The sequence below is a fragment of the Pseudomonas sp. QS1027 genome (genome assembly GCF_002814235.1).
GTDB lineage: Bacteria > Pseudomonadota > Gammaproteobacteria > Pseudomonadales > Pseudomonadaceae > Aquipseudomonas.
This window is the reverse complement of the sequence record NZ_PHSU01000011.1, coordinates 504661-528006: the sequence shown is the minus strand read 5'-3', so window position 1 is coordinate 528006 and position 23346 is coordinate 504661. Positions and strand designations below refer to the sequence as shown.

Genomic DNA, 23346 nt, shown 5'->3' with positions numbered 1-23346 from the left:
CCATTCAAATCTGTCCCCTTTAGTTCCCTTTAGTTCCTGCCGGGAATCTGCTATCTGGCGTGTTGGGGGTCGCGACCTTAGCTGTACCGGGCGCTCTACCATCTATTACTGATAAAGTCGCTGCACAAGCCGAAAAATAGCTATTGGCTGCTATTAGTTCGATATCGTCAAAAACCCAGGCGTCTAAGATAGCTACTATGATTGGTGCTTATGATCCAGAAACGGGTTCAATCGCAATTGGAGCTAGTAATGGGAAAATTTCTGCTGAAACACTAGATCCACGAACAGTGGGCTTTATAGAAAGCAAACTTGGTGTTAAAATTGGCGAATTTACGAGTATTTGTGCTAATAGGGTGGGGGCTTGTGCGGAGGTCTCTGCTGCTGATCAGTTGGTGAGGAAAGGGTTCGCTCCAGAGGATATTAAATTTACAAATGCATTGAGGCCAAAAACTGTTCTCGAAAGTGGGGTTGTCTCGAAATCAATTATCGAGACTTGTCCTAATTGTGCTGTCGTATGGCCAGGAGTTAAGTAATGGTCGAGTTGAATGAAAGCTGGCTTCCCGGTTTTGGGGAGATTGTGACATGGTTTGCAATGGATCGGCACGGTCGTATAGCTGTAATGGTCAATAATTGCTTTGGTGTTCTTCCGAAGGCTTTGCTGAGAACCATCGATATAGAGAAGGGGCTCGATCAGTTAAGTGAGTATATGTGGGGGGAGTCCGACGAGTTTCTTAGTGTGCCCGAAAATAAAATGGGAAAAACAAAGCTGGACTGCTACTCGGCAATTGTGTATCGAGATGCTGTCTCGAGGCATGAGGTTGAACAGCTTGTGTTGGAGGGCAGTGTTTCGGATTTGAAAGTGATCGAATATAGCTTGCCTTCTGTTCGCGGATATTTTGTTTATCATGCAGTAGAAGGAGCTGAGGAAGGGCAGGACTATCCAGTTGGTTACGAAGGTTCGAGCAAAAATGGAGATTATTTTAGATATTTAGTTCCTACCGTATATGCTGGGGTTGAAGATTTTCCATTAGCGCTGAGAAGATTTATTGTTTTTTCAGATAAGGTTGATTTTGAAGAGGATAGGTTGTTTGAAAGTGAGCGGGTGGATGAGCTTTTTGTAGAGATGTATTCTGCGAAGTGATGAAAATAGAGAAAGATTGGCCTTGGCCTCTCTCAACTAAATGTTGCAAGTCATTGCTCCAGCAGTTTTTACTGGGGGAAAGGGACGGATTTATTTTATTATGTTAGGCGTCACCAAGAGTCAGTGATAGGTGATCAGGAAATAGATCCATGAATAAGTCTGTCGCAAATGGTGCCGAATGGTGTTTTCTTAACTGCTAAGCACTGGGTTCAAAACGGAAAATTGCAACTGGGCGCTGAGCCATAAATGTTAATCAAGGAAACCTATGATGGGTGTTGTCGGCACTGACCACTCAACGTTCTCTTATGATCTTGCCAGTCTCGGGAAGAAAATGCTTGCTTATATTGTTGATCTGTTTATTGTTTTTCTATTTATGGCTATGGAGGTTACGGTGAGTTTTCTCCCGTTCCCGGATAACTCTTTCATAAGAGGACTTTGCGCAGTGGTAGATAATATCCTGCTGATTACTGTCCTTGGTTGTTTCTTGTTGGGTGACGCGTTGCCGAATGGGCAGACGGTGGGTAAGCGACTGATGAACATTTCGGTCGTTGGATTTCCGGTAAACACCCGGTGCACGGTACTCCAGTCGTTCTTGCGTAATGTTCCGAAAGCGCTGTTCAGTGTGTTGGATGCGTTTTTCGTGCTTTTTGGCTTCCGACGGCGCCTTGGCGACATGCTAGCCATGACCATGGTGATCAACGCTAGAAAGCAATCTCTCGCTAAAAAGGCCGGCTGAGAATGGATGGGTAAAAGATGGCAACCACATGCGTCGGCCGGAAACCAGGGAACCGGCGCACCATTGGGCTTCGCATAGACAGCTTTTTTTACCCCCAAGCGCAGCTCATCAGCGCTCAATCAATACGCGAAATAGCCTGCTTGAAAAACTCATATTTCCCACGCATTACAGGCATGGGAGAATATTGCCTGCGCCAAACGCCGGGGTTACTGTTCAAGTGTCGCTGCAAATCCAGCGATCGGGCTTGGTAACCCGGATTTGAGTAGGCGCACAGCGCCGCGAGAGCGGCTTTTTTGTTTATGTTCGCGTTATGGCGGGTTGTGCGCAGGAGGCTTCGGCCTGCCGGTTCCTATTCACCGGTTTACCAACCTGCGTACAGTTCGCCACCCCTTCGCTTGGTAACGAAATGTGGCGGACTCCTTTACTGAATAGGAGTATCTCCATGGCTAAGAAAATCACTCCCGATCCGCCCCCAGTCCGCAAAGCCCTCAGCACCGCCGACAGGGCAATGTACCTGCGTAAGCTCTCTGATACCCCATCCATCAAACCCGAGCCGTCCCCCACAGGCGCGGCCCGTCTGCTCGATACCCTCGCGTTCACCTGCTCCAAACCCGTCATCCCTGAAGCCCCGTACAAACCCACGCTGTTTGCCATCCAACCGGGCATCAATGCCCAGGACGCACTGACCTACGTTTCCAATCTGCTCGAAACGGCGGAACTCAATGGCGACGAAATCAGCCTGCATACCAACCCCATGGAACGGGCATTATTCTGGGGCATGCTGCATTCGGTGGAAGTGGCGCGGACGGTGGTGGATGCGCTGCTAGAGGGGACGTCCTTGTCTAATCAGCTATCCCCTGGACCACGATCCGATTGATTGAGGCCGTTCCGCCAAGAGAGATCAAACACCTGGCGGCCAGAAACGACAAACCCCGCCAGGCAGCGGGGTTTGTCGTTTTACAAGTCTGTCATTACCAGGCGTTCAGGACGCCTGCATCTCGCGTTTCTTCTCGAGGGTTTCCAGCTCGTTCTTATAATTATGAGCGTCGGTCTCGTTGTGAAACATGCCTACCAGGAGGTCCTGCTGGTGTACATCCCAGATTCGAATGCCGTGGGCAACGCCTTCATGGGACATGTGTGCATCATCGCGTTCGGTTACTTTTACGGTCATCTGCAAGCTCCAGTCTCTGTTGAACTGCGGCAACGCGTCGCAGGCCTCTGTTATATGATTCATTAGCCTCCTACGTAAATCGGTAACAGACGGAATTTACTCTTGCCAGGAATGCAATAATGGCCAAAGGCCCGGAATGCTTGGGCTTGCGCCTTTCGAACGAAAGTTTTCTGACAAAAGTTTCATCTTGGTTGCGCTGCAAAACAGCGTCCCAGACGCTTGCGCGCTTTGCCGCAGGCATAAAAAAGCCCCGCATTCGCGGGGCTCCTTATGCGGCCAGAATCAGCTGCCCTTGACCTCTTTGCCGGCCACGGTGCCTTCCTGGAGCATGATGTTGTACTCCTTGCCGTCGGTTTCCACCTGTTGCAGGCGGACCAGCAGGTAGTCCCAGTCCTTGGCGAACCACATCACGGTGGTGCGCTTGTTCTGTGTCGGGTCGCGCACGCGCTCGACCTTGATCGCATCGACCGAACCGGCCTTGGTGCTGACTTTTTCCGCGCCCAGGACCCGGAAGTCGTAGGTGTCGGTGTCAGTACCTTCGACCACCTGGTAGCTCATGCTTTTCTTGCCGGCCGCGACGTCGCGTTGCAGGGCCAGTTGATAGGTGGACTTGTCGAGCATGCCGCTGTTCAGAGGCACCTTGACCGGATCACCGCGATCGCTGCCGGTCACCATCTTCGACGACCAGTCGAAGTCCAGGTTGATCTTCTTCGCCTTGCCCAGGCCGCCCCGTTCGAAGGTGTAGCTCTGTGGCAGCAGGGTGTCCTTGTCGAGGCGCAGGGTGCTTTCCTCGGTCAGACTGGCGATCATCATGGAAGCCTTGAAACTCAAGGTCCAGGTGCCGTTATCGTTTTTCGACAGGCTGCGCTCGGCCGAACCGCTCATGGGCAGTTGTTTCCAGTCGGCGGTATAGCTGGCGGAGAAAGGTTGAAGATCTGCTGCTTGCACTGCCGGCAAGGCGAGCAGGGTAAGAGCGAGGAGCAGGGCACGACGCATAAAATCTCCTAGGTTCGAATCATTTGGCCGCTGGCCGCGAGTAATTGACCGTCCAACAATGCACCCTGTTCGCCCAGGACCAAACGCCCCTCGGCAAACCAGCGTACCGCCAGCGGATAAATCCTGTGTTCCTGGGTGTGGACCCGTTGCGCCAGACTGGACGCGGTATCGTCAGACTCTACCGTAACCACAGCCTGTACGACCAGAGGCCCGCCATCGAGTTCCTCGGTGACGAAGTGCACGCTGCAGCCATGTTCCCGATCACCCGCTTCCAGCGCCCGTTGATGGGTGTGCAGGCCTTTGTACCTGGGCAGGAGAGAGGGGTGGATATTCAGCAGGCGCCCCTGATAGTGGCGGACGAAGTCAGCGCTGAGAATGCGCATGAAGCCGGCCAGGACCACCAGTTGCGGATTGAAGGCGTCGATCAGTTCGATCAGGGCGGCATCGAAGGCTTCGCGGCCCTCGAAGGCCTTGTGGTCCAGGGCGCGGGTTTCGATCCCCGCGTCCCGGGCGCGTTGCAGGCCGTAGGCGTCGGCGCGGTTGGAGATCACCGCGGCGATGCGGGCCGGATTTTCACCGGTCCGCACGTTGTCGATCAGGGCCTGCAAGTTGCTGCCGGTACCGGACAGCAACACCACGACGTTACAGGTCGAGGTCATCGGCGCGGACATCAGTGCGCCTTGAGGTTCTTCAGCTCGACCTGGGCAGCGCCTTCGGCGGCAGTGGCGATCTGGCCGATGACCCATGGCTGTTCGCCGGCTTCGCGCAGTACGTTCAGCGCCGCTTCGACGTGTTCCTGGGCGACGCAGATGACCATGCCGACGCCGCAGTTCAGCACGCGGTGCATTTCGGTTTCATTGACGTTGCCTTTTTCCTGCAACCAGTCGAACACTGCCGGACGCTGCCAGCTGGCCACGTCGACCACGGCCTGGGCGCCTTTTGGCAGGACGCGCGGGATGTTGTCGAGCAGGCCGCCGCCGGTGATGTGGGCCATGGCCTTGACCGCGCCGGTGTCCTTGATCAGCTTGAGCAGGGGCTTGACGTAGATGCGGGTCGGGGCCATCAGCAGGTCGGTCAGCGGTTTGCCGTCGAGCTGGATGGTTTCGATGTCGGCACCCGACACTTCGATGATCTTGCGGATCAGCGAGTAGCCGTTGGAGTGCGGGCCGGAAGACGGCAGGGCGATCAGGGCATCGCCCGCGGCGACTTTCGAGCCGTCGATGATCTCGGCCTTTTCCACCACACCGACGCAGAAACCGGCCAGGTCGTAGTCTTCGCCTTCGTACATGCCCGGCATTTCAGCGGTTTCGCCGCCTACCAGGGAGCAGCCGGCCAGTTCACAGCCGGCGCCGATGCCGGTAACCACCTGGGCGGCGGTGTCGACATTGAGCTTGCCGGTGGCGTAGTAGTCGAGGAAGAACAGCGGTTCGGCACCGCAGACCACCAGGTCGTTCACGCACATGGCCACCAGGTCGATGCCGATGCTGTCATGCTTGTTCAGGTTCAGTGCCAGGCGCAGCTTGGTACCGACGCCGTCGGTGCCGGAGACCAGGACCGGCTGCTTGTAACCGGCCGGGATCTCGCAGAGGGCGCCGAAACCGCCCAGGCCGCCCATGACTTCCGGGCGCGCAGTGCGCTTGGCCACGCTCTTGATGCGTTCGACCAATGCTTCACCGGCGTCGATGTCTACACCGGCGTCCTTGTAGCTCAGGGAGGGTTGCTTGCTCATGATCCAGGCCTTTAGGGGGGATTCAGGGGGTATCGACCGGAAGCGGTTGGGCTTCATGGGGAAAACGAACGGGTTCGAGTTTCCTAGGGGCCTGACGCTCGCCGGTCTGCGAAGGCGCGCGATTTTATCAGGCTTGGGCAGCAGCGGCCATCCTCGGGCCGACGGCAGGGTCATATCGTGTTAAAAAAATCCCTGTACGCTCGTGCTGGCCGCAATTGACGCGGCTGTATAAGGTATAGCCCTTGACCCGCGATCTTCATGACGGGAAAAAACTTTTCAGCGATTGTGTGAATAATGGCACTGCGCCGTGGTCCTAAACCTGTCGCCTTGTATTCATGCGGTCTTTACCTGCCGCTTTCTGCCCGTCGGGAATTTTTCATGCGTCTGTTCAAATTATTGAGTGCCGGCTGTCTTTCCCTGTTGAGCCTGGCTATCCACGCGCAAACCCTGAATGGCTTGTACCAAGTCCGCGAACCGGTCAGCAGCCAGACCCCGGATGAACGCAACCAGGCCACCCAGCGTGCCCTGGATACCCTGGTGTTGCGCCTGACCGGCGATCCCAAGGCGCTGCAGAGCCCTGGCCTGGCCGAGGTACGCAAGGACCCGCAGCAGATCATCAGCCAGTACGGCTACGACGCCGGGCCGCCGGAAAGCCTGCAAGTGGATTTCGACCCGGTGAGTACCGACCGTGCTCTGCGTGGTGCCGGGCTGGCGCTGTGGGGCAGTAACCGGCCGGCGATTCTCGGTTGGTGGCTGAACGATTCGACCGAGGGCTCCAACCTGGTCGGTGACGGCCAATCGGCCGCCGAGCCACTGCGTCGAGCGGCGCAACACCGTGGCCTGCCACTGCGCCTGCCGTTGGCCGACCTGAACGAACAGATCGTCGCCACGGCGAAGAATCTTGAAGGCAGCGATGCCTCGCCGTTGCACGACGTGTCCGAGCGCTACGGCGCCGATGCACTGCTGGCGGTGCATGCCCATGAAGAGGGCGGGCAGTGGCAGGCGAAATGGCGCTTGTGGCTGGGCGACCAGAAAGAGCAGGGCACGGCCCAGGGCGCCGACAGCGCCGCGTTGGCGGATGCGGTGCTGTTGGCGGTGAGCGAACGCCTGGCGCCGCGTTTTGCGGCCAAGCCCGGGGTGGCGACCGAACAACGGCTGGAAGTGCAGGGCATGACCCTGGAGCGTTATGCGGCCCTGGAGCATTTGCTCGAACCCTTTGGCGGTCGGCCACAAAGCGTGGACGGCGACCGGATCATCTATCAGGTCAACGGCAGCGCCGAGCAGCTGCGGGCGCAACTGGGGTTGGCGAAGTTGCAGGAGATCCCGGCGGGCGAAGGCTTGCCGGCGGTGCCGGCCAGCGCTGCGCCAGTCGCCCCTGGGGCGCCGGCCGCGGCACCTGTTGCACCGGCACCCGCGACGGCGCAGTTGCGTTTCCGTTGGTAGGTTTTCGGTTCTATTGAATTTCTTTCTATATATAAGGCAGAGGTCGTCCATGACCGACACACGTCGATGGTTCTGGTTGGGCGCGGCGATCCTGCTGTGCGTGTTCGTGTACCTGTTGCATCCGATACTCTCGCCGTTCCTGGTGAGCCTGTTGCTGGCCTATATGTTCGATCCGGTGGTCGATCGCCTGGAAAAGCTCGGGATGTCCCGGACCTGGGGCGTGGTCTCGGTGTTCGCGCTGTTTATCCTGGTGTTGATGACCTTGGTGCTGGTGCTGGTGCCGATGCTGGCCAAGCAGTTTTTCCGCCTCTATGAGCTGGCGCCGCAGATGCTTGACTGGCTGCAGCACACCGCCATGCCCTGGGCCCAGCACAAGTTTGGCCTGGCTGACGGTTTCTGGAAGTTCGACAAGGTCAAGGCGGCCATCAGCGAGCACATGGGCCAGACCGGCGACATCGTCGGCGTGGTGCTGTCCCAGGCAACGGCCTCGAGCCTGGCGCTGATCGGCTTCGTGGCGAACCTGTTGCTGGTACCCGTGGTGAGTTTCTACCTGCTGCGGGACTGGGACCTGATGACGGCCAAGATCCGCAGCCTGCTGCCCCGTGACCGCGAGGCGCGCATCGTCTCCCTGGCGGGCGAGTGTCATGACGTGCTGGGGGCGTTCATGCGCGGCCAGTTGCTGGTGATGCTGGCGTTGGGGGTGATCTATGCCGGTGGCCTGATGCTGGTCGGCCTGGAACTGGGCCTGTTGATCGGCCTGCTGGCCGGGCTGGCGGCCATCGTTCCTTATATGGGCTTCGTGATCGGCATTGGCGCGGCGATGATCGCCGGCCTGTTCCAGTTTGGCGGCGACCTGTACCCGATGATCGGCATCCTCGCGGTATTCATGATCGGCCAGGCCCTGGAAGGGATGGTGTTGACGCCGCTGCTGGTCGGCGACCGCATCGGCCTGCACCCGGTGGCAGTGATCTTCGCGATCCTGGCTGGGGGAGAACTGTTCGGTTTCACGGGGGTATTACTGGCCCTGCCGGTGGCTGCGGTGATCATGGTGCTGGTGCGGCATATGCACGATCTGTACAAAAGTTCGGACATGTATGGCGGCCGGGTAGACCCCGATCTCTGAAGAGCGCACGCAAACCTTTGATTTTGCTTGTGGTCTGTTGCATTGTGCACCCAGCCTCACGGGTATAAACTTTGTAAACTTTACACAGAGGCCACTAACGGTTCCCGGTAACCGTTCAGTCAGCATGAAACCGATTCAGCTGCCCCTAGGTGTGCGTCTGCGTGATGACGCCACCTTCATCAACTACTATCCAGGCGCCAATGCCGCTGCACTCGGCTATGTCGAGCGGCTATGCGAAGCCGACGCCGGGTGGACCGAAAGCCTGATCTACCTCTGGGGCAAGGACGGCGTGGGGCGTACCCACCTGTTGCAGGCAGCGTGCCTGCGCTTCGAGCAGATGGGGGAGCCGGCGGTGTACCTGCCGTTGGCGGAGTTGATGGACCGTGGGGTCGAGTTGCTCGACAACCTCGAGCAGTACGAGCTGGTGTGCCTGGACGACCTGCAAGTGGTCGCCGGGCGCGCGGATTGGGAAGAGGCGCTGTTTCACCTGTTCAACCGTCTGCGTGACAGCGGGCGACGCCTGCTGATCGCCGCCTCGACTTCGCCCCGTGAACTGCCGGTCAAGCTGGCCGACCTGAAATCGCGCCTGACCCTGGCGTTGATTTTCCAGATGCGCCCCCTTTCGGATGAAGATAAGCTGCGGGCTTTGCAACTGCGTGCTTCAAGACGCGGCCTGCATTTGACCGACGAAGTAGGGCATTTCATCCTGACCCGTGGTACTCGCAGCATGAGCGCCCTGTTCGAATTGCTCGAACGGCTCGATCAGGCCTCGTTGCAGGCCCAGCGCAAGCTCACCATCCCCTTTCTCAAAGAGACCCTGGGCTGGTAAAACCGGGGCTTTCAGCGCTTTTTCGCCAAAATCCAGACGTCACGAAACCCACGCCAGAAGCTTTTTTCAGGCGCGCGGGAACCGTTTGGGTATTAAGTCCTTAGATGTTTTCAAGAAACGACCGAGTCACATCTTGTCCCATAAAATTTGCAAATGAGGGTGATAGCGGGCATAGTCACGCCTTCTAACAAATCAGCCACGGTCGTGCCCATGCTAAATCGCTTCGCACCCCTCGTGCCTCTCGCACTAGTTACCCTGTTGTTCGGTTGCGCGGCGCATACGCCGGTTTCGCAACAACAGGTCGATAATTCGGTTAAAACCGCCTCGGTTTCTGGCGTCAAATCCTCGGCCGTACTGGACGACGAACTGGCTACGGAAAAAGAACTCTCCGAGTTCGCCGACGGCAAGCCTTACCGGTTGCCCGTTCTTGCTGACAGCATTCTCGAGCGTGGTATGTCCCTGATCGGTACCCGTTACCGTTTTGGCGGCACCAACGAGAGCTCCGGCTTTGACTGCAGCGGCTTCATTGGTTATCTGTTCCGCGAGGAAGCCGGGCTTGACCTGCCGCGCTCCACCCGTGAGATGATCAACGTGAAGGCGCCGCTGGTTGCGCGCAACAAGCTCAAGCCGGGTGATCTGCTGTTCTTCGCCACCAATGGTCGTCGCGGTCGTGTCAGCCACGCCGGGATCTACCTGGGTGATGACCAGTTCATCCACTCCAGCAGCCGCCGTAGCGGTGGTGTGCGGATCGACAGCCTGGGCGACAGCTACTGGAGCAAGACCTTCATCGAAGCCAAGCGCGCCCTGGCGATGGCTCCTACCACGGTCACCGCCAGCAACAGGTAATCATTCGGACGTTTTCAGTGCCATCGGCCATCGCTGATGGCTAAATGCCAGGTTCCGATGCCAGGCAAACTGTACAAAAAACGTCCGAAGTTAAAGTGATACTTGAAGTTTGGCGTATAGCCGCTAGAATCCTGACATATTGTTGAGTATCTGACCGCGCGAGCCCTGCTTGCGCGGTTTTGATTTCTCTACGCCACGGCAGAGAAAGCCGCATTCAGTCAGGATTTCTGCACATGTCGACCACGGCCCGTATTGCCTTGATTGCCTTCACCGCGTTGCTCGGTGCCTGTGCCGGCCATGCGCCGCCGCCGCCAGCACCGGTGGCTCGCCCTGTGGTGTTCGCTTCCCCGCAACCCTCCTCGCCAGAAGCTGAAGACGTGCTGTTCCGCGCCCTGGGCCTGGTTGGCACGCCGTATCGTTGGGGCGGGAATACACCGGACTCGGGTTTTGATTGCAGTGGCCTGATTGCCTACGTGTATCGCGACATGGCGGGCATCAACCTGCCGCGTTCGACCCGCGAGATGATCGTGATGCGGGCGCCGAACGTGCCGCAGAACGCCTTGCAGACCGGCGACCTGATCTTCTTCGCCACCCATGGCGGCTCCCAGGTCAGCCATGCCGGCATCTATGTCGGCGAAGGCCGTTTCGTCCATGCCCCGGCCACTGGCGGCACGGTGAAACTGGACAGCCTGTCCAAGGCCTATTGGCAGCACGCCTACCTCAACGCCAAACGTGTGTTGCCGGCCGGACACCTGGCAAGCAACCCTTAATCACCGCGTTGCCGCGAGGTTGTCATGACCGCTCGCACCCTCAAGCTGGACGATGCCCTCTACGGCTATCTGCTGGACGTTTCCCTGCGCGAAACGCTGTTGCTCAAGCGGCTGCGTGAGGAAACCCAGGCGCTGCCCATGGCGCGTTGGCAGGTGGCGCCTGAGCAGGGGCAGTTCCTCGCGCTGCTGGTCAAGCTGACCGGCGCCCGGCGATTGCTCGAAGTCGGCACCTTCACCGGTTACAGCGCCTTGTGCATGGCCTCGGCCTTGCCGGAGGGCGGTAGCCTGCTGTGCTGCGATATTCCCGGGGACTACAACGCCACCGCACTGCGCTACTGGCGGGAGGCGGGCCTGGCCGAACGCATCGAGTTGCGCCTGGCGCCGGCGCTGGAGACCCTGGCGCAGCTGGAGCAGCAAGGGCAGGGCGGGCAGTTCGACCTGATCTTCATCGATGCCGACAAGGCCAATTACCCGGCGTACCTGGAGAGTGCCTTGCGCTTGTTACGCACGGGTGGCCTGGCGATTTTCGATAACACGCTGTGGAGTGGGCGGGTGCTGGAAGTGAATGGGCAAAGCGCCGACACCCGGGCCATCCAGGCGCTGAACCGGGCCTTGAAGGATGACGCGCGGGTGGATCTGTCGCTGTTGCCGTTGGGCGATGGCCTGACACTGTGCCGCAAGGTCTAGGCGTTCGCTCAGGCCTCCTTGAACAGCAGGGCGATGCCGGGATGGTACTGGCCGGCTTCGTTGTGCAATTTGCGATAAGCGTAGGGAAAGTACCAGGCGACGGCGCAGCTGTTGGCTTTTTGCAGGTCATCGACCATGTCCTGCAAGTCTTCCGGGCTGGCGCTCTGCTGCGGCTTGAACGGCGAGACGAACAGGCAGCCGAGTTTCAGGTGGTGCGGATGGCTGATCTTTTTGGCATCGCTCGCCACATCCAGCAGGGCCGGCATCGGGTTCAGGTTGCTGACCTTGGGCCAGCGCTGCGTGGCCTGGATATAGACCGACTCCTGCGCGGTCGAGATCTGCAGGTCGCAGCGTCCGCTGCGGTCACCGTCTTCGATCTGCTTCTTGGTCGGGAAGTGCTCCAGGGTGACCATTTCCGCGGCCCAGGCAGCGACCGACAGCAGCCCCAGGTTGGCCCGCTCGTTGAACCAGTAGGGCGCCTGCCCGTCACCGAGGAGCTGGTTGTAGCGATCGATGCATTCGGGCCAGCGTTCCAGGGCGGGACGCAGGAATTCCAGTTTCGGATTGCTGATGATCAGGCCTTGCATGGGACTACCCTTTATTTATTGTTGGTCGGGTTGTGGCTATTTGATATCACTTTAGTCAACGTAGCACAAATTCTGGCGCCGGTTTTTTGATCTGGGTCGGGCTGGCCCTTGGTAATGACAGTTGCCTTGTGAGTTTTGTCGTGGCGGCTTTATTTGACGCTCCACCCCCAACCCTCTAACCTTCGCCGATTGTTTCAGGTGCTCTGTGGCGAACCGCCGACAGGGTGAAACAGGGAAGCCGGTGAGCCCTTCGACAGGTGTGATTCCGGCGCTGCCCCCGCAACGGTAAATGAGTCAAGACCGCGCCTTGAGCCACTGTGTCCAGCCGACATGGGAAGGCGCGCGGTCCCGCGAATACGCGCTCATGAGCCCGGAGACCGGCCTGATCCATCCCACAGCGTCACGGCGGGCGATGCTGGACGGCCCCGGCCGCGTTTTTTCCTGCCCCCCGTTTGCCTTATCCAGCCCCAACGGAGAGCTGCCATGAACGAATCCCCCGATCGCGACGAACGCCACCTGGCGCGCATGCTGCGCAAAAAGGCGGTCATCGACGAGCGTATCGCCAGCGCTCCCAACGAATGCGGCCTGTTGCTGGTACTGACCGGCAACGGCAAGGGCAAGAGCAGCTCGGCCTTCGGCATGCTCGCCCGCGCCATGGGCCATGGCATGCAGTGCGGCGTGGTGCAATTTATCAAGGGGCGCAACAGCACCGGCGAAGAGCTGTTCTTCCGGCGCTTCCCCGAACAGGTGCGCTTCCATGTGATGGGCGAGGGCTTTACCTGGGAGACCCAGGATCGCCAGCGCGATATTGCCGCCGCCGAAGCCGCCTGGGCAGTCTCCCGGGAAATGCTCCGTGATCCGAGCATCGGCCTGGTGGTGCTCGATGAGCTGAATATCGCCCTCAAGCACGGTTATCTGGACCTCGACCAGGTCCTGACCGACCTGCAAGCCCGACCACCGATGCAGCACGTGCTGGTGACCGGACGCGGCGCCAAGCCGGAAATGATCGAACTGGCCGACACCGTGACCGAAATGGGCCTGCTCAAGCATGCGTTCCAGGCCGGGATCAAGGCCCAGAAGGGCATCGAACTATGAGGCAAACGCGTCATTGCCCGGCGGTGCTGATCGCCGCGCCGGCTTCCGGCCAGGGCAAGACCACGGTGACGGCGGCCCTCGCGCGCCTGCACCGCAATCAGGGGCGCAAGGTCCGGGTGTTCAAATGCGGCCCGGACTTTCTCGACCCGATGATCCATGAGCGCGCCAGCGGTGCGCCGGTCTATCAGCTGGATTTGTGGATGGTTGGTGCCGAGGAAAGTCGCCGGCTGCTCTGGGAAGCGGCCGGCGAGGCCGACCTGATCCTGATCGAAGGGGTCATGGGGTTGTTTGACGGCACGCCGTCGAGTGCCGATCTGGCCCGGCACTTTGGCGTGCCGGTGCTCGGGGTGATCGACGGTACGGCCATGGCCCAGACCTTCGGCGCCCTGGCCCTGGGGCTGGCGCGTTATCAGCCGGACCTGCCGTTCGCCGGGGTGCTGGCCAATCGTGTCGGCACCCTGCGGCACGCGCAATTGCTCGAAGGCAGCCTGACCGAAGGCCTGCGCTGGTACGGCGCGCTCTCCCGGGAAACCGGGATCGAGCTGCCGAGCCGTCATCTCGGCCTGGTGCAGGCCAGTGAATTGAATGACCTGGACAAGCGCCTGGACGCGGCCGCCGAGGCCCTGGCCGGCAGTTGCGAGGTGGCGTTGCCGCCGCCGGTGGCCTTTGAGGCGCCCGAGCCGGTAGCCGCCGAGCCGCTGCTGGCTGGCGTGCGCATCGCCGTCGCCCATGACGAGGCCTTTGCCTTCATCTATGGCGCCAACCTGGACCTGCTGCGGGCGATGGGCGCCGAGTTGCGGTTTTTCTCGCCGATCCACGATCAGGTCTTGCCCGAGGCGGACAGCCTTTACCTGCCCGGTGGTTATCCGGAGCTGCATCACCTGGCCCTGGCGCAGAACTCCCCGATGCTGGAGGCGATCCGCGCCCACCATCAGGCCGGCAAACCCTTGCTCGCCGAATGTGGCGGGATGCTCTATCTGCTCGATGCGCTGACCGATGTCGAAGGCCAGCGCGCCGAGTTGCTCGGCTTGCTGGCAGGTGAGGCGACGATGCAGAAGCGCCTGGCAGCCCTGGCCTTGCAGGCGGTGACCTTGCCCGAAGGGCTGTTGCGCGGTCACACCTATCACCATTCGTTGACCACCACGGTGCTTGAGCCGATTGCCCGGGGCCTGAGCCCCAACGGCGGGCGCGGCGCCGAGGCGGTGTATCGCCAGGGGCGGATGACCGCCTCTTATGTGCATTTCTATTTTCCGTCCAACCCGCGGGCGATTGCCGCGCTGTTGGCCCCGGATACCCACTTTGCCAAGGCCGGCGCACTCTCGGAGCGCGCGGACTTACCCGCGCGGAGGCCATGACCGATAACGCTTTTAGCCCTGAAGAACGCGCGGCGGTCTACCGTGTCATCGGTGAGCGCCGCGATATGCGCCATTTTTCCGGTGGCAGCGTGGCGCCCGAATTGCTCTCGCGCCTGCTGGAAGCGGCGCATCAGGCGCCCAGCGTCGGGCTGATGCAGCCCTGGCGCTTTATTCGCATTACCGACCGCGCATTGCGCGGCCAGATCCAGCAGTTGGTGGAAGAAGAACGGATCCGCACCGCCGAGGCCCTCGGTGAGCGCTCCGATGAATTCATGAAGTTGAAGGTCGAGGGCATCAACGACTGTGCCGAGGTGCTGGTCGCCGCGCTGATGGACGATCGCGAGCGACATATCTTCGGCCGGCGGACCTTGCCGGAAATGGACATGGCGTCTTTGTCCTGCGCCATCCAGAATCTCTGGCTGGCATCCCGCGCCGAAGGCCTGGGCATGGGCTGGGTCTCGCTGTTCGAGCCGCAGGCCCTGGCGCAGTTGCTCGGTCTGCCGGCGGGGGCCAAGCCGCTGGCGGTGTTGTGCCTGGGTCCGGTCGAGGCGTTTTATCCGGCCCCTATGCTGGTATTGGAAGGTTGGGCGCAGCCGCGTCCCTTGAGTGAATTGTTGTATGAGAATTATTGGGGAGTGAGTCAATGAGTGTGGCGTTGTTGAGTGTCGCCGGGGTTGCGCTGGATGCGCTGCTGGGCGAACCCAAACGCTGGCATCCGCTGGTGGCGTTCGGCCGTCTGGCGGACCGTATCGAACAACGTTTCAACTCCGGCGGGCGTGGCTGGCGCAGTCACGGGGTCACCGCCTGGGTGCTCGCGGTGCTGCCGCTGACCCTCCTGGCCACGGCCTTGTCGTGGGCGCCCTATGTCGGCTGGATCGTCGAAATCCTTGCGCTCTATTGCGCCCTCGGCCTGCGCAGCCTCGGTGAGCACGTGATCCCCGTGGCCCAGGCCTTGCGCAGCGATGACCTGGATCGTGCACGCCAGCGCGTGGGCTATCTGGTCAGCCGCCAGACCACGGAGCTCGATCACACCGAAGTGGCCCGCGCGGCCACCGAATCGGTCCTGGAAAACGGCAGCGATGCGGTGTTTGCCGCGCTGTTCTGGTTTGTCGTGGCCGGTGCGCCTGGCGTGGTGCTCTATCGCCTGAGCAATACCCTCGACGCCATGTGGGGCTATCGCAACGAACGCTTCGAGCGTTTTGGCTGGGCGGCGGCGCGGATCGACGATGTCTTGAACTATATTCCCGCACGCTTGGTGGCCCTGACCTACGCCTTGCTCGGCAAGACCGGGCTGGCGCTGCAATGTTGGCGCCGCCAGGGACCGACCTGGGACAGCCCGAACGCCGGGCCAGTGATGGCGGCGGGCGCGGGTGCGCTGGGGGTCGAGTTGGGCGGGGCGGCGATTTATCACGGTGAATTGCATCAGCGTCCGCAGTTGGGCGAAGGGGAGCCGGCGACCGCCGATTCCATCGACCGCGGCTGGCAGTTGGTGCAACGGGGTGTGTGGTTGTGGTTGCTGATTCTCTGTCTGGGAGCTGAGATCTATGCTTGAGCACGGCGGGCGCTTGCGCAAGGCGGTGGAGCACTACGGCATTGCCGAGTCCGATTGGCTGGACCTGTCCAGTGGCCTGGCGCCCTGGCCCTGGCCGATCCCGCCGATCCCCGAGCGTGCCTGGGCGCGTCTGCCGGAAACCGATGACGGCCTGGAACAGGCCGCCTGCACCTACTACGGCGCGCCCCTGGTGTTGCCGGTGCCCGGTTCCCAGGCGGCGATCCAGTTGCTGCCGCGTCTGCGTCGTGCCGGCAAGGTCGGGGTGCTGTCGCCTTGTTACGCCGAGCACGCCGAAGCCTGGCGGCGTAACGGCTACATCGTGCGCGAAGTGCTCGAGCACGAAGTCGACTTTTTTCTCGACAGCCTCGATGTGCTGGTGGTGGTCAACCCGAACAACCCCACTGGCCTGAGCCTGGCCCCGGAGCGGTTGCTGGAATGGCATGCGCGCCTGGCCCAGCGCGGCGCTTGGCTGGTGGTGGACGAAGCCTTCATGGACAACACGCCGCAGCGCAGCCTGGCCGCCCACAGTCATCAGGTCGGGTTGATTGTCCTGCGCTCGTTCGGCAAGTTCTTCGGCCTGGCGGGTGTGCGCCTGGGCTTTGTCCTGGCTGAGGCTCAACTGCTCAGGTTGCTCGCCGAACAGGTCGGGCCCTGGGCGGTCAGCGGGCCGACGCGGGTGCTGGGGCAGGTCTGCCTCGCCGATACCGCCGGCCATGAACGCCAGCGTGTGCGCAGCGAACAGGCCAGTCAGCGTCTGGTGGAGTTGTTGACGCGTTTCGGCCTGACGCCCCAGGGCGGTTGCGCGCTGTTCCAGTGGTTGGTGACGGCGCGGGCCGAGGCTCTGTATGAGTTCATGGCACGCCGGGGCATTCTGCTGCGCCTGTTCACCCAGAACAGCAGCCTGCGTTTCGGCCTGCCGGCGGATGAAGCGGATTGGCTGCGCCTGGAGCAGGCGTTGCTGGCCTTTGCCGGGGAGCCGGCATGACTACCCTGATGGTGCAAGGCACCACCTCCGATGCCGGCAAAAGTACCCTGGTGACCGCATTGTGCCGCTGGCTGACCCGCCAGGGCGTACGCGTGGTGCCGTTCAAACCGCAGAACATGGCGCTCAACAGCGCCGTGACCGCCGACGGTGGCGAGATCGGCCGGGCCCAGGCGGTCCAGGCCCAGGCGGCTGGCCTTGAGCCTCATACCGATATGAACCCGGTATTGCTCAAGCCCAACAGCGACACCGGTGCCCAGGTGATTATCCACGGTCGTGCCGTGACCAGCATGAACGCCGTGGCCTATCACGACTATAAAGCCATCGCCATGCAGGCGGTGCTGGCCTCGCACCAGCGTCTGAGCGCCGCCTATCCGGTGGTGATGGTCGAAGGCGCGGGCTCGCCGGCGGAGATCAATCTGCGTGCCGGGGATATCGCCAACATGGGTTTCGCCGAGGCGGTGGACTGCCCGGTGCTGCTGATTGCCGATATCAATCGCGGCGGGGTGTTCGCCCATCTGGTGGGCACCCTCGAACTGCTGTCGCCCAGCGAGCAGGCGCGGGTCAAGGGCTTTATCATCAACCGTTTTCGCGGCGATCTCGCGCTGTTGCAGCCCGGGCTGGATTGGCTGGAGCAGCGTACCGGCAAGCCGGTGATCGGTGTGCTGCCCTATGTGCTGGACCTGCACCTGGAGGCCGAGGACGGCCTCGACCAGCGCCAGACCGACAAGGCCGACCAGGTACTGAAGGTGGTGGTGCCGGTGCTGCCCCGCATCAGCAACCATACCGATTTCGATCCGTTGCGCCTGCACCCGCAGGTCGACCTGCAATTTATCGGTCCCGGCCAGGCCATCCCGGCCTCGGACCTGATCATCCTGCCGGGCTCGAAGAGCGTGCGTAGCGATCTGGCTTATCTGCGCGAGCAAGGCTGGGACATGGCGATCAACCGTCACCTGCGTTATGGCGGCAAGGTGCTGGGGATCTGCGGCGGTCTGCAGATGCTCGGTGAGCAGGTCCATGATCCGCTCGGGTTGGAGGGGGCGCCGGGCTCCAGCGCCGGATTCGGCCTGCTGTCCCTGAGCACCGAACTCGAGCAGGAAAAACAACTGCGCAATGTGCGTGGCCGTCTGGCGTTGGAAGACGCAGAAGTCAGCGGTTATGAGATCCATGCCGGGGTCACCGTCGGTGCGGCGCTGGAGCAGCCGGCCGTGCACCTGGACGATGGTCGTTGCGACGGCGCCCAAAGCGCTGATGGCCAGGTGCTCGGAACTTACCTGCACGGTTTGTTCGAGTCGCCCCGGGCGTGCACTGCACTGCTGCGTTGGGCCGGTCTGGCACAGGTGCAGGAGGTGGACTATCACGCCCTGCGCGAGCGCGACATCGAACGCCTGGCCGACCTGGTGGAAAAACATCTGGATACCGATCGCTTGCGTCAGCTTTGTGGTCTTGAATAAGGGCGTCCTACCATGCTGCAACTGATCCTCGGTGGTGCCCGCTCCGGCAAGAGTCGCCTGGCTGAACGCCTGGCGGCGGAAAGTACGCTGCCGGTGACCTATATCGCCACCAGCCAGCCGCTGGACGGTGAGTTGAACGAGCGGGTCGCACTGCATCGCCAGCGTCGTCCGGCCCATTGGCAGTTGATCGAAGAACCGCTGGAACTTGCCCGGGTCCTGGGTGAGAACGCGGCGGCGGACACCTGTCTGCTGGTGGATTGCCTCACCCTGTGGTTGACCAATCTGTTGATGCTGGACGATGCCGAGCGTTTGAACATCGAGCGTGAAGCCCTGTTGCAAAGCCTGGCGCAGTTGCCGGGAGAGATTATTTTTGTCAGCAACGAAACCGGTCTGGGTATCGTCCCGCTGGGCGAATTGACTCGCCGTTATGTCGATGAAGCCGGTTGGCTGCATCAAGCTCTGGCCGAGCGTTGTCAGCGTGTGGTGCTGACAGTCGCCGGTTTGCCCCTGACTTTGAAAGGAACTGCGTTATGAGTGAATCGTGGTGGCTGAACCCATGCAAGGCGATTGATCTGCCGGCGCAAGACGCGGCATTCGAGCGTCAGCAGCAACTGACCAAACCTGCCGGGTCCTTGGGCCAACTGGAGCAGGTCGCGGTGCAACTGGCGGGTTTGCAGGGCCGGCTCAAGCCCCGGGTCGATACGCTGTGGATCGCGATTTTTGCCGGCGACCATGGCGTGGTGGCCGAAGGGGTGTCGGCTTATCCGCAGGAAGTGACCGGGCAGATGCTCGCCAACTTTGTCGGCGGCGGTGCGGCGATCAGCGTGCTGGCGCGGCAGCTGGGCGCGCAGCTGGATATCAATGACCTCGGTACCGTGACGCCGATGCTCAACCTGCCGGGCGTGCGTCATCTGCAGATCGGTGCCGGTACTGCCAACTTCGCTCAAGGCCCGGCCATGACCGAAGCCCAGGGTCGCCTGGCGCTGGAAGCCGGACGTGACAGCGTACGACGTGCGGTGGCGGCGGGCAGCGAGTTGTTTATCGGCGGCGAAATGGGCATCGGCAACACGGCTTCGGCCAGTGCGGTGGCCTGTGCCTTGTTGAAGTGTCCGGCGGCACTGTTGGCCGGTCCCGGCACCGGGCTCGATCCTGCCGGCGTCAGCCACAAGGCGCAGGTGATCGAGCGGGCGTTGGCGCTGCATGCCGAACACACCGACGATCCGTTGCAGGCGTTGTTCCGCCTGGGCGGTTTCGAGATCGCGGCGCTGGCCGGAGCCTATGTGGCTTGCGCCCAGGAAGGTGTGGCGGCGCTGGTCGATGGCTTTATCTGCACCGTCGCGGCCATGGTCGCGGTGCGCTTGAATCCCGAGTGCCGGCAGTGGCTGATCTTCGCTCACCGTGGCGCCGAGCGCGGGCATCGGCATGTTCTGGAGAGCCTGTTGGCCGAACCGTTGCTCGATCTGGGCCTGCGCCTGGGCGAAGGCAGCGGCGCGGCGTTGGCGGTGCCATTGGTACGCCTGGCCTGCGACCTGCACGGGCAGATGGCGACCTTTGCCGAGGCGGCCGTAGCGGATCGTCCGGCATGAGTTTGCGCCTGGACCTGCTGCGTCATGGTGAGACCGAACGGGGTGGCGGCTTGCGCGGCAGCCTGGACGATGCCTTGACGCTCAAGGGCTGGGAACAGATGCGGGCCGGCGTGGCGCAGCAAGGGCCCTGGGATCGCTTGATCAGTTCGCCCTTGCAGCGTTGCGCGCGTTTTGCCGAAGAGCTGGGCGCGAGCCTGGGTCTGCCGGTGGAGATCGAACGCGACCTGCGGGAGTTACATTTCGGTGCCTGGGAAGGGCAGAGCGCGGCGGCGTTGATGGAGACGGACGCCGACGATCTGGGCCGGTTCTGGTCCGATCCCTATGGTTTCACACCGCCTGACGGTGAGCCGGTGGAGCAGTTCGCCGGGCGGGTGCTGGCGGCGGTGTCGCGCTTGCAGCAGCGCTATGCCGGCCAGCGTGTGCTGTTGATCAGTCATGGCGGGGTGATGAAGGTGTTGCTGGCCCAGGCCCGTGGCTTGCCTCGTGAGCAACTGTTGCAGATCGAGGTGGCCCATGGCGCCTTGTTCACCTTGCAGGTAGCGGCTGACGGCGGGCTGGGGGAGGCGCGGTGAATCGCTTGCCGTTCTGGATCGCCTTGCAGTTTCTCAGCAGCCTGCCGATTCGCCTGCCGGGCATGCCGGAACCTCGGGAGATGGGGCGGTCGTTGCTTTGCTACCCGTTGGTGGGGTTGCTGTTCGGTAGCGTGTTGTATGCCCTCGATTGGGCGTTGGCGGGAGCACCGTTGTTGCTCCATGGGGCCTTGTTGCTGACGGCTTGGGTGCTGCTCAGCGGCGGCTTGCATCTGGATGGCCTGGCCGATAGCGCGGATGCCTGGCTGGGTGGCTTCGGCGACCGTGAGCGGACCTTGCTGATCATGAAGGACCCGCGTAGCGGACCGATTGCCGTGGTCACGCTGGTGCTGGTGTTGTTGTTGAAATTCTGTGCCTTGCTGGCGTTGATCGAGCAACAGCAGACGGTGGCGCTGCTGCTGGCGCCGCTGATCGGCCGTAGTGCCTTGCTCGGATTGTTCCTGACCACCCCTTATGTGCGTGCTGGCGGGTTGGGGCAGGCATTGGCCGATCATCTGCCGCGCCGGGTCGGTTGGTATGTGTTGCTGGCGAGTGCGTTGTTCTGTGGCGCGTTGGCCGGGTTCAAGGGGGCCGGGGCAGTGTTGCTGGCGGCGCTGGGCTTCTGCTGGCTGCGGCAGTTGATGATGCGGCGTCTGGGCGGCACGACTGGCGATACGGCGGGGGCGTTGCTGGAATTGCTGGAAGTGTTGGTGTTGGTGGGATTGGCGCTGGCCTGACAATATTTCGGCTATCTGGCGATGGCGTCAGATGCCACACCGCTGATATATCGTTCAAACTTGTTTTCACTGTGTCACGGGTATATACACACGCCATGTTATCCACCGATTGTTTATGCATCAGCCTGCGTCGCGCCGCTCGTGGCGTTAGCAGGCATTACGACGGCGCTCTCGACGGCTTCGGGATCAACGTTGCCCAGTATTCTCTGCTGTGCAATCTCAAGCGCCTCGACCAGCCGAGTATTTCCAGCCTGGCCGAAGCCATGGGCCTGGATCGCAGCACCCTCGGGCGCAATCTGCGGGTGCTGGAGTGCGACGGCCTGGTGGCCCTGACCGAAGGCGCCGACCTGCGTAACCGCCTGGTCCGGCTCACCGACGCCGGCGCCGAACGGCTGATTGCCGCCGGACCCGCCTGGGAAGCGGCCCAGCAGCGCCTGGCGAACCGCCTCGGGGATGAAAAACGCGCGGCACTGGTGGCCCTGCTGGAAGAGTTGGCAAGCGGCGAGTGATCGCCGTTTTATTTGTATAAAGCGGGTATGTACCCGTTAAAGGAGAATAATAATGACCTCGATGTGGCGTGCCAGTGGCTGGATTCTGCTCGGGAGTGCGCTGATCCTCGCGCTGTCCCTCGGGATACGGCACGGTTTCGGGCTGTTCCTGCCCCCCATGAGCGCGCAGTTCGGTTGGGGCCGCGAAGTGTTCGCTTTTGCCATCGCCTTGCAGAACCTGATCTGGGGCCTGTCCCAACCCTTTACCGGCGCCTTGGCCGACCGCTTCGGCGCGGCGAAAGTGGTGTTGATCGGTGGCGTGTTGTACGCCGTCGGGCTGGTCTGCATGGGGCTGTCCGATTCCGCGCTGACCTTGTCCCTGAGTGCTGGCCTGCTGATCGGTATTGGCCTGTCGGGGACCTCGTTCTCGGTGATCCTCGGTGTGGTCGGACGTGCCGTACCGCCGGAGAAGCGCAGCATGGCCATGGGGATCGCCAGCGCCGCCGGGTCCTTCGGTCAGTTCGCCATGCTGCCGGGTACCCTGGGGTTGATCGGCTGGCTTGGCTGGTCGACGGCCTTGCTCGTGCTGGGCGTGCTGGTGGCGCTGATCGTGCCGCTGGTGAGCATGCTCAAGGACAAGCCGCTACCCAAGCTTGCGGGTGAGCAGACCCTGTCCGAGGCACTGCGCGAAGCCTGTTCCCATTCCGGCTTCTGGTTGCTGGCGTTCGGCTTTTTTGTCTGCGGATTCCAGGTGGTATTCATCGGTGTGCACCTGCCGGCCTACCTGGTCGACCAGCACTTGCCGGCCACCGTCGGGACCACGGTGCTGGCGCTGATCGGCCTGTTCAATATCTTCGGTACCTACACCGCCGGCTGGCTCGGCGGACGGATGTCCAAGCCACGCCTGCTGACTGCTTTGTACCTGGCACGGGCGGTGGTGATCGCGGTGTTTCTCTGGGTGCCGGTCACGCAATTCAGTGCCTGTCTGTTCGGCATGGCCATGGGCTTTCTCTGGCTGTCGACGGTGCCCCTGACCAATGGCACCGTGGCGACGTTGTTCGGCGTGCGCAATCTCTCCATGCTCGGTGGGATCGTGTTTCTCTTCCACCAGCTGGGGGCCTTCCTCGGCGGCTGGCTGGGCGGGGTGGTGTATGACCATACCGGCAGCTACGACTTGATCTGGCAGGTTTCCATCCTCCTGAGCCTGCTCGCTGCGGCCTTGAACTGGCCGGTGCGTGAGCGGCCCGTGGCGCGGTTGCAGGCACAGGCAGGCCTGGCATGAGTGCCTTCTGGTCGCGGCTGCTGGCCCTGGCGGTGATCGCCTGGCTGCTGGCGCTGGCCTGGTGGGGCTGGCATCAGGGCGGCCTGGCGTTGATGCAGTTGGGCATGGGCGCTTGTTAAGCGCCGCTTGCTAGGGAGGGGAGCCGGCGCGTAAGTTGACGCTTCGATCTCTTCTCCAGGATTCAGGAT

General features: G+C 61.6%; 28 protein-coding genes and 1 riboswitch. Of the genes, 23 read left to right on the top strand and 5 right to left on the bottom strand.

Going from position 1 to position 23346, the window contains the following annotated elements; all coding sequences use genetic code 11:
* The first annotated feature begins 197 nt into the window (after window positions 1–197).
* The 4 genes from CWE01_RS33570 to CWE01_RS13240 all read left to right on the top strand — a co-directional run bounded on the left by CWE01_RS33570 (window position 198) and on the right by CWE01_RS13240 (window position 2754).
* Window positions 198–533 (top strand): hypothetical protein, encoded by a 336-nt coding sequence (locus tag CWE01_RS33570; RefSeq protein ID WP_177410470.1) that lies wholly within the window; start codon window positions 198–200, stop codon window positions 531–533.
* Entirely contained in the window at window positions 533–1141 is a 609-nt protein-coding gene (locus tag CWE01_RS13250) for a hypothetical protein (RefSeq protein WP_100940956.1), read from the top strand. Before CWE01_RS33570 ends, CWE01_RS13250 begins: the two co-directional genes overlap by 1 nt.
* A 268-nt stretch (window positions 1142–1409) precedes the next feature.
* Window positions 1410–1877 carry an RDD family protein gene (locus CWE01_RS13245; RefSeq protein WP_100940955.1) on the top strand — a complete coding sequence of 156 codons (468 nt, stop codon included), beginning with the start codon at window positions 1410–1412 and terminating at the stop codon, window positions 1875–1877.
* 442 nt (window positions 1878–2319) lie between these two features.
* A complete protein-coding gene (locus tag CWE01_RS13240) occupies window positions 2320–2754 on the top strand; it encodes a hypothetical protein (RefSeq protein WP_100940954.1) in 435 nt (144 codons plus the stop codon).
* Window positions 2755–2859: 105 nt separating this feature from the next.
* Here CWE01_RS13240 and CWE01_RS13235 read toward each other — a convergent pair whose 3' ends face one another.
* The 4 genes from CWE01_RS13235 to purM all read right to left on the bottom strand — a co-directional run bounded on the left by CWE01_RS13235 (window position 2860) and on the right by purM (window position 5773).
* On the bottom strand, window positions 2860–3048 hold the full coding sequence (locus CWE01_RS13235; protein ID WP_100940982.1) for a hypothetical protein: 189 nt from the start codon (window positions 3046–3048) through the stop codon (window positions 2860–2862).
* A gap of 282 nt (window positions 3049–3330) precedes the next feature.
* Complete coding sequence (locus tag CWE01_RS13225) at window positions 3331–4044, bottom strand: DUF3108 domain-containing protein (RefSeq protein WP_100940952.1); 714 nt, start codon at window positions 4042–4044, stop codon at window positions 3331–3333.
* An 8-nt stretch (window positions 4045–4052) separates the two neighbouring features.
* Window positions 4053–4703, bottom strand: coding sequence for a phosphoribosylglycinamide formyltransferase (purN, locus tag CWE01_RS13220; protein WP_100940981.1), 651 nt, complete (start codon window positions 4701–4703; stop codon window positions 4053–4055).
* 11 nt (window positions 4704–4714) lie between these two features.
* Window positions 4715–5773 (bottom strand): phosphoribosylformylglycinamidine cyclo-ligase, encoded by a 1059-nt coding sequence (purM, locus tag CWE01_RS13215; protein WP_100940951.1) that lies wholly within the window; start codon window positions 5771–5773, stop codon window positions 4715–4717.
* A 378-nt stretch (window positions 5774–6151) separates the two neighbouring features.
* On the opposite strand from purM, the gene CWE01_RS13205 reads away from it, so the two are divergent.
* The 6 genes from CWE01_RS13205 (at window position 6152) to CWE01_RS13180 (ending at window position 11471) form a co-directional block, all read left to right on the top strand.
* Window positions 6152–7216 (top strand): DUF2066 domain-containing protein, encoded by a 1065-nt coding sequence (locus CWE01_RS13205; RefSeq protein ID WP_100940949.1) that lies wholly within the window; start codon window positions 6152–6154, stop codon window positions 7214–7216.
* A 49-nt stretch (window positions 7217–7265) separates the two neighbouring features.
* Window positions 7266–8339: an AI-2E family transporter gene (locus CWE01_RS13200; RefSeq protein ID WP_100940948.1), complete on the top strand. Its 1074-nt coding sequence runs from the start codon at window positions 7266–7268 to the stop codon at window positions 8337–8339.
* Window positions 8340–8463: 124 nt separating this feature from the next.
* On the top strand, window positions 8464–9168 hold the full coding sequence (gene hda / locus CWE01_RS13195) for a DnaA regulatory inactivator Hda (protein WP_100940947.1): 705 nt from the start codon (window positions 8464–8466) through the stop codon (window positions 9166–9168).
* Between the two features lie 210 nt (window positions 9169–9378).
* The gene (locus tag CWE01_RS13190) at window positions 9379–10014 is read left to right on the top strand and encodes a C40 family peptidase (RefSeq protein WP_100940946.1); all 636 of its coding nucleotides are present in this window, start codon (window positions 9379–9381) and stop codon (window positions 10012–10014) included.
* Window positions 10015–10247: 233 nt separating this feature from the next.
* Complete coding sequence (locus CWE01_RS13185) at window positions 10248–10784, top strand: C40 family peptidase (RefSeq protein ID WP_100940945.1); 537 nt, start codon at window positions 10248–10250, stop codon at window positions 10782–10784.
* 24 nt (window positions 10785–10808) lie between these two features.
* On the top strand, window positions 10809–11471 hold the full coding sequence (locus tag CWE01_RS13180) for a class I SAM-dependent methyltransferase (RefSeq protein WP_100940944.1): 663 nt from the start codon (window positions 10809–10811) through the stop codon (window positions 11469–11471).
* Window positions 11472–11479: 8 nt separating this feature from the next.
* Here the strand turns inward: CWE01_RS13180 and CWE01_RS13175 are convergent, their stop codons facing one another.
* Window positions 11480–12058, bottom strand: a complete 579-nt coding sequence (locus tag CWE01_RS13175; RefSeq protein ID WP_100940943.1) for a hypothetical protein — start codon at window positions 12056–12058, stop codon at window positions 11480–11482.
* 179 nt (window positions 12059–12237) lie between these two features.
* Window positions 12238–12459, top strand: a riboswitch (cobalamin riboswitch).
* A gap of 82 nt (window positions 12460–12541) precedes the next feature.
* Between CWE01_RS13175 and cobO the strand changes: the two genes are divergently transcribed.
* The 13 genes from cobO to CWE01_RS33860 all read left to right on the top strand — a co-directional run bounded on the left by cobO (window position 12542) and on the right by CWE01_RS33860 (window position 23277).
* Window positions 12542–13153, top strand: coding sequence for a cob(I)yrinic acid a,c-diamide adenosyltransferase (gene cobO / locus CWE01_RS13170; RefSeq protein WP_100940942.1), 612 nt, complete (start codon window positions 12542–12544; stop codon window positions 13151–13153).
* On the top strand, window positions 13150–14508 hold the full coding sequence (locus tag CWE01_RS13165) for a cobyrinate a,c-diamide synthase (protein WP_100940941.1): 1359 nt from the start codon (window positions 13150–13152) through the stop codon (window positions 14506–14508). Before cobO ends, CWE01_RS13165 begins: the two co-directional genes overlap by 4 nt.
* Window positions 14505–15155 (top strand): 5,6-dimethylbenzimidazole synthase, encoded by a 651-nt coding sequence (bluB, locus tag CWE01_RS13160; RefSeq protein WP_100940940.1) that lies wholly within the window; start codon window positions 14505–14507, stop codon window positions 15153–15155. The genes CWE01_RS13165 and bluB overlap by 4 nt, the downstream gene beginning before the upstream one ends.
* Window positions 15152–16060, top strand: a complete 909-nt coding sequence (gene cbiB / locus CWE01_RS13155) for an adenosylcobinamide-phosphate synthase CbiB (protein ID WP_100940939.1) — start codon at window positions 15152–15154, stop codon at window positions 16058–16060. The genes bluB and cbiB overlap by 4 nt, the downstream gene beginning before the upstream one ends.
* Window positions 16053–17045 (top strand): threonine-phosphate decarboxylase CobD, encoded by a 993-nt coding sequence (cobD, locus tag CWE01_RS13150; RefSeq protein ID WP_100940938.1) that lies wholly within the window; start codon window positions 16053–16055, stop codon window positions 17043–17045. Before cbiB ends, cobD begins: the two co-directional genes overlap by 8 nt.
* Window positions 17042–18496 carry a cobyric acid synthase gene (locus tag CWE01_RS13145; RefSeq protein WP_100940937.1) on the top strand — a complete coding sequence of 485 codons (1455 nt, stop codon included), beginning with the start codon at window positions 17042–17044 and terminating at the stop codon, window positions 18494–18496. Before cobD ends, CWE01_RS13145 begins: the two co-directional genes overlap by 4 nt.
* Before the next feature lie 12 nt (window positions 18497–18508).
* Window positions 18509–19030, top strand: coding sequence for a bifunctional adenosylcobinamide kinase/adenosylcobinamide-phosphate guanylyltransferase (gene cobU / locus CWE01_RS13140; protein ID WP_100940936.1), 522 nt, complete (start codon window positions 18509–18511; stop codon window positions 19028–19030).
* Window positions 19027–20082, top strand: a complete 1056-nt coding sequence (gene cobT / locus CWE01_RS13135) for a nicotinate-nucleotide--dimethylbenzimidazole phosphoribosyltransferase (protein WP_100940935.1) — start codon at window positions 19027–19029, stop codon at window positions 20080–20082. Before cobU ends, cobT begins: the two co-directional genes overlap by 4 nt.
* Complete coding sequence (cobC, locus tag CWE01_RS13130) at window positions 20079–20654, top strand: alpha-ribazole phosphatase family protein (RefSeq protein ID WP_100940934.1); 576 nt, start codon at window positions 20079–20081, stop codon at window positions 20652–20654. The genes cobT and cobC overlap by 4 nt, the downstream gene beginning before the upstream one ends.
* Window positions 20651–21388, top strand: a complete 738-nt coding sequence (locus tag CWE01_RS13125; RefSeq protein ID WP_100940933.1) for an adenosylcobinamide-GDP ribazoletransferase — start codon at window positions 20651–20653, stop codon at window positions 21386–21388. Before cobC ends, CWE01_RS13125 begins: the two co-directional genes overlap by 4 nt.
* A gap of 95 nt (window positions 21389–21483) precedes the next feature.
* Window positions 21484–21897: a MarR family winged helix-turn-helix transcriptional regulator gene (locus CWE01_RS13120; RefSeq protein WP_100940932.1), complete on the top strand. Its 414-nt coding sequence runs from the start codon at window positions 21484–21486 to the stop codon at window positions 21895–21897.
* A 61-nt stretch (window positions 21898–21958) separates the two neighbouring features.
* A complete protein-coding gene (locus tag CWE01_RS13115; protein ID WP_177410474.1) occupies window positions 21959–23158 on the top strand; it encodes an MFS transporter in 1200 nt (399 codons plus the stop codon).
* Window positions 23155–23277, top strand: coding sequence for a hypothetical protein (locus tag CWE01_RS33860; RefSeq protein WP_256579348.1), 123 nt, complete (start codon window positions 23155–23157; stop codon window positions 23275–23277). The genes CWE01_RS13115 and CWE01_RS33860 overlap by 4 nt, the downstream gene beginning before the upstream one ends.
* Window positions 23278–23346 lie beyond the last annotated feature (69 nt).

Bases quoted from the DNA above. Each gene is read 5' to 3' on its own strand.
- CWE01_RS33570 (WP_177410470.1), top strand. From the start codon at position 198: ATGATTGGTGCTTATGATCCAGAAACGGGTTCAATCGCAATTGGAGCT.
- CWE01_RS13250 (WP_100940956.1), top strand. From the start codon at position 533: ATGGTCGAGTTGAATGAAAGCTGGCTTCCCGGTTTTGGGGAGATTGTG.
- CWE01_RS13245 (WP_100940955.1), top strand. From the start codon at position 1,410: ATGGGTGTTGTCGGCACTGACCACTCAACGTTCTCTTATGATCTTGCC.
- CWE01_RS13240 (WP_100940954.1), top strand. From the start codon at position 2,320: ATGGCTAAGAAAATCACTCCCGATCCGCCCCCAGTCCGCAAAGCCCTC.
- CWE01_RS13235 (WP_100940982.1), bottom strand. From the start codon at position 3,048: ATGACCGTAAAAGTAACCGAACGCGATGATGCACACATGTCCCATGAA.
- CWE01_RS13225 (WP_100940952.1), bottom strand. From the start codon at position 4,044: ATGCGTCGTGCCCTGCTCCTCGCTCTTACCCTGCTCGCCTTGCCGGCA.
- purN (WP_100940981.1), bottom strand. From the start codon at position 4,703: ATGACCTCGACCTGTAACGTCGTGGTGTTGCTGTCCGGTACCGGCAGC.
- purM (WP_100940951.1), bottom strand. From the start codon at position 5,773: ATGAGCAAGCAACCCTCCCTGAGCTACAAGGACGCCGGTGTAGACATC.
- CWE01_RS13205 (WP_100940949.1), top strand. From the start codon at position 6,152: ATGCGTCTGTTCAAATTATTGAGTGCCGGCTGTCTTTCCCTGTTGAGC.
- CWE01_RS13200 (WP_100940948.1), top strand. From the start codon at position 7,266: ATGACCGACACACGTCGATGGTTCTGGTTGGGCGCGGCGATCCTGCTG.
- hda (WP_100940947.1), top strand. From the start codon at position 8,464: ATGAAACCGATTCAGCTGCCCCTAGGTGTGCGTCTGCGTGATGACGCC.
- CWE01_RS13190 (WP_100940946.1), top strand. From the start codon at position 9,379: ATGCTAAATCGCTTCGCACCCCTCGTGCCTCTCGCACTAGTTACCCTG.
- CWE01_RS13185 (WP_100940945.1), top strand. From the start codon at position 10,248: ATGTCGACCACGGCCCGTATTGCCTTGATTGCCTTCACCGCGTTGCTC.
- CWE01_RS13180 (WP_100940944.1), top strand. From the start codon at position 10,809: ATGACCGCTCGCACCCTCAAGCTGGACGATGCCCTCTACGGCTATCTG.
- CWE01_RS13175 (WP_100940943.1), bottom strand. From the start codon at position 12,058: ATGCAAGGCCTGATCATCAGCAATCCGAAACTGGAATTCCTGCGTCCC.
- cobO (WP_100940942.1), top strand. From the start codon at position 12,542: ATGAACGAATCCCCCGATCGCGACGAACGCCACCTGGCGCGCATGCTG.
- CWE01_RS13165 (WP_100940941.1), top strand. From the start codon at position 13,150: ATGAGGCAAACGCGTCATTGCCCGGCGGTGCTGATCGCCGCGCCGGCT.
- bluB (WP_100940940.1), top strand. From the start codon at position 14,505: ATGACCGATAACGCTTTTAGCCCTGAAGAACGCGCGGCGGTCTACCGT.
- cbiB (WP_100940939.1), top strand. From the start codon at position 15,152: ATGAGTGTGGCGTTGTTGAGTGTCGCCGGGGTTGCGCTGGATGCGCTG.
- cobD (WP_100940938.1), top strand. From the start codon at position 16,053: ATGCTTGAGCACGGCGGGCGCTTGCGCAAGGCGGTGGAGCACTACGGC.
- CWE01_RS13145 (WP_100940937.1), top strand. From the start codon at position 17,042: ATGACTACCCTGATGGTGCAAGGCACCACCTCCGATGCCGGCAAAAGT.
- cobU (WP_100940936.1), top strand. From the start codon at position 18,509: ATGCTGCAACTGATCCTCGGTGGTGCCCGCTCCGGCAAGAGTCGCCTG.
- cobT (WP_100940935.1), top strand. From the start codon at position 19,027: ATGAGTGAATCGTGGTGGCTGAACCCATGCAAGGCGATTGATCTGCCG.
- cobC (WP_100940934.1), top strand. From the start codon at position 20,079: ATGAGTTTGCGCCTGGACCTGCTGCGTCATGGTGAGACCGAACGGGGT.
- CWE01_RS13120 (WP_100940932.1), top strand. From the start codon at position 21,484: ATGTTATCCACCGATTGTTTATGCATCAGCCTGCGTCGCGCCGCTCGT.
- CWE01_RS13115 (WP_177410474.1), top strand. From the start codon at position 21,959: ATGTGGCGTGCCAGTGGCTGGATTCTGCTCGGGAGTGCGCTGATCCTC.
- CWE01_RS33860 (WP_256579348.1), top strand. From the start codon at position 23,155: ATGAGTGCCTTCTGGTCGCGGCTGCTGGCCCTGGCGGTGATCGCCTGG.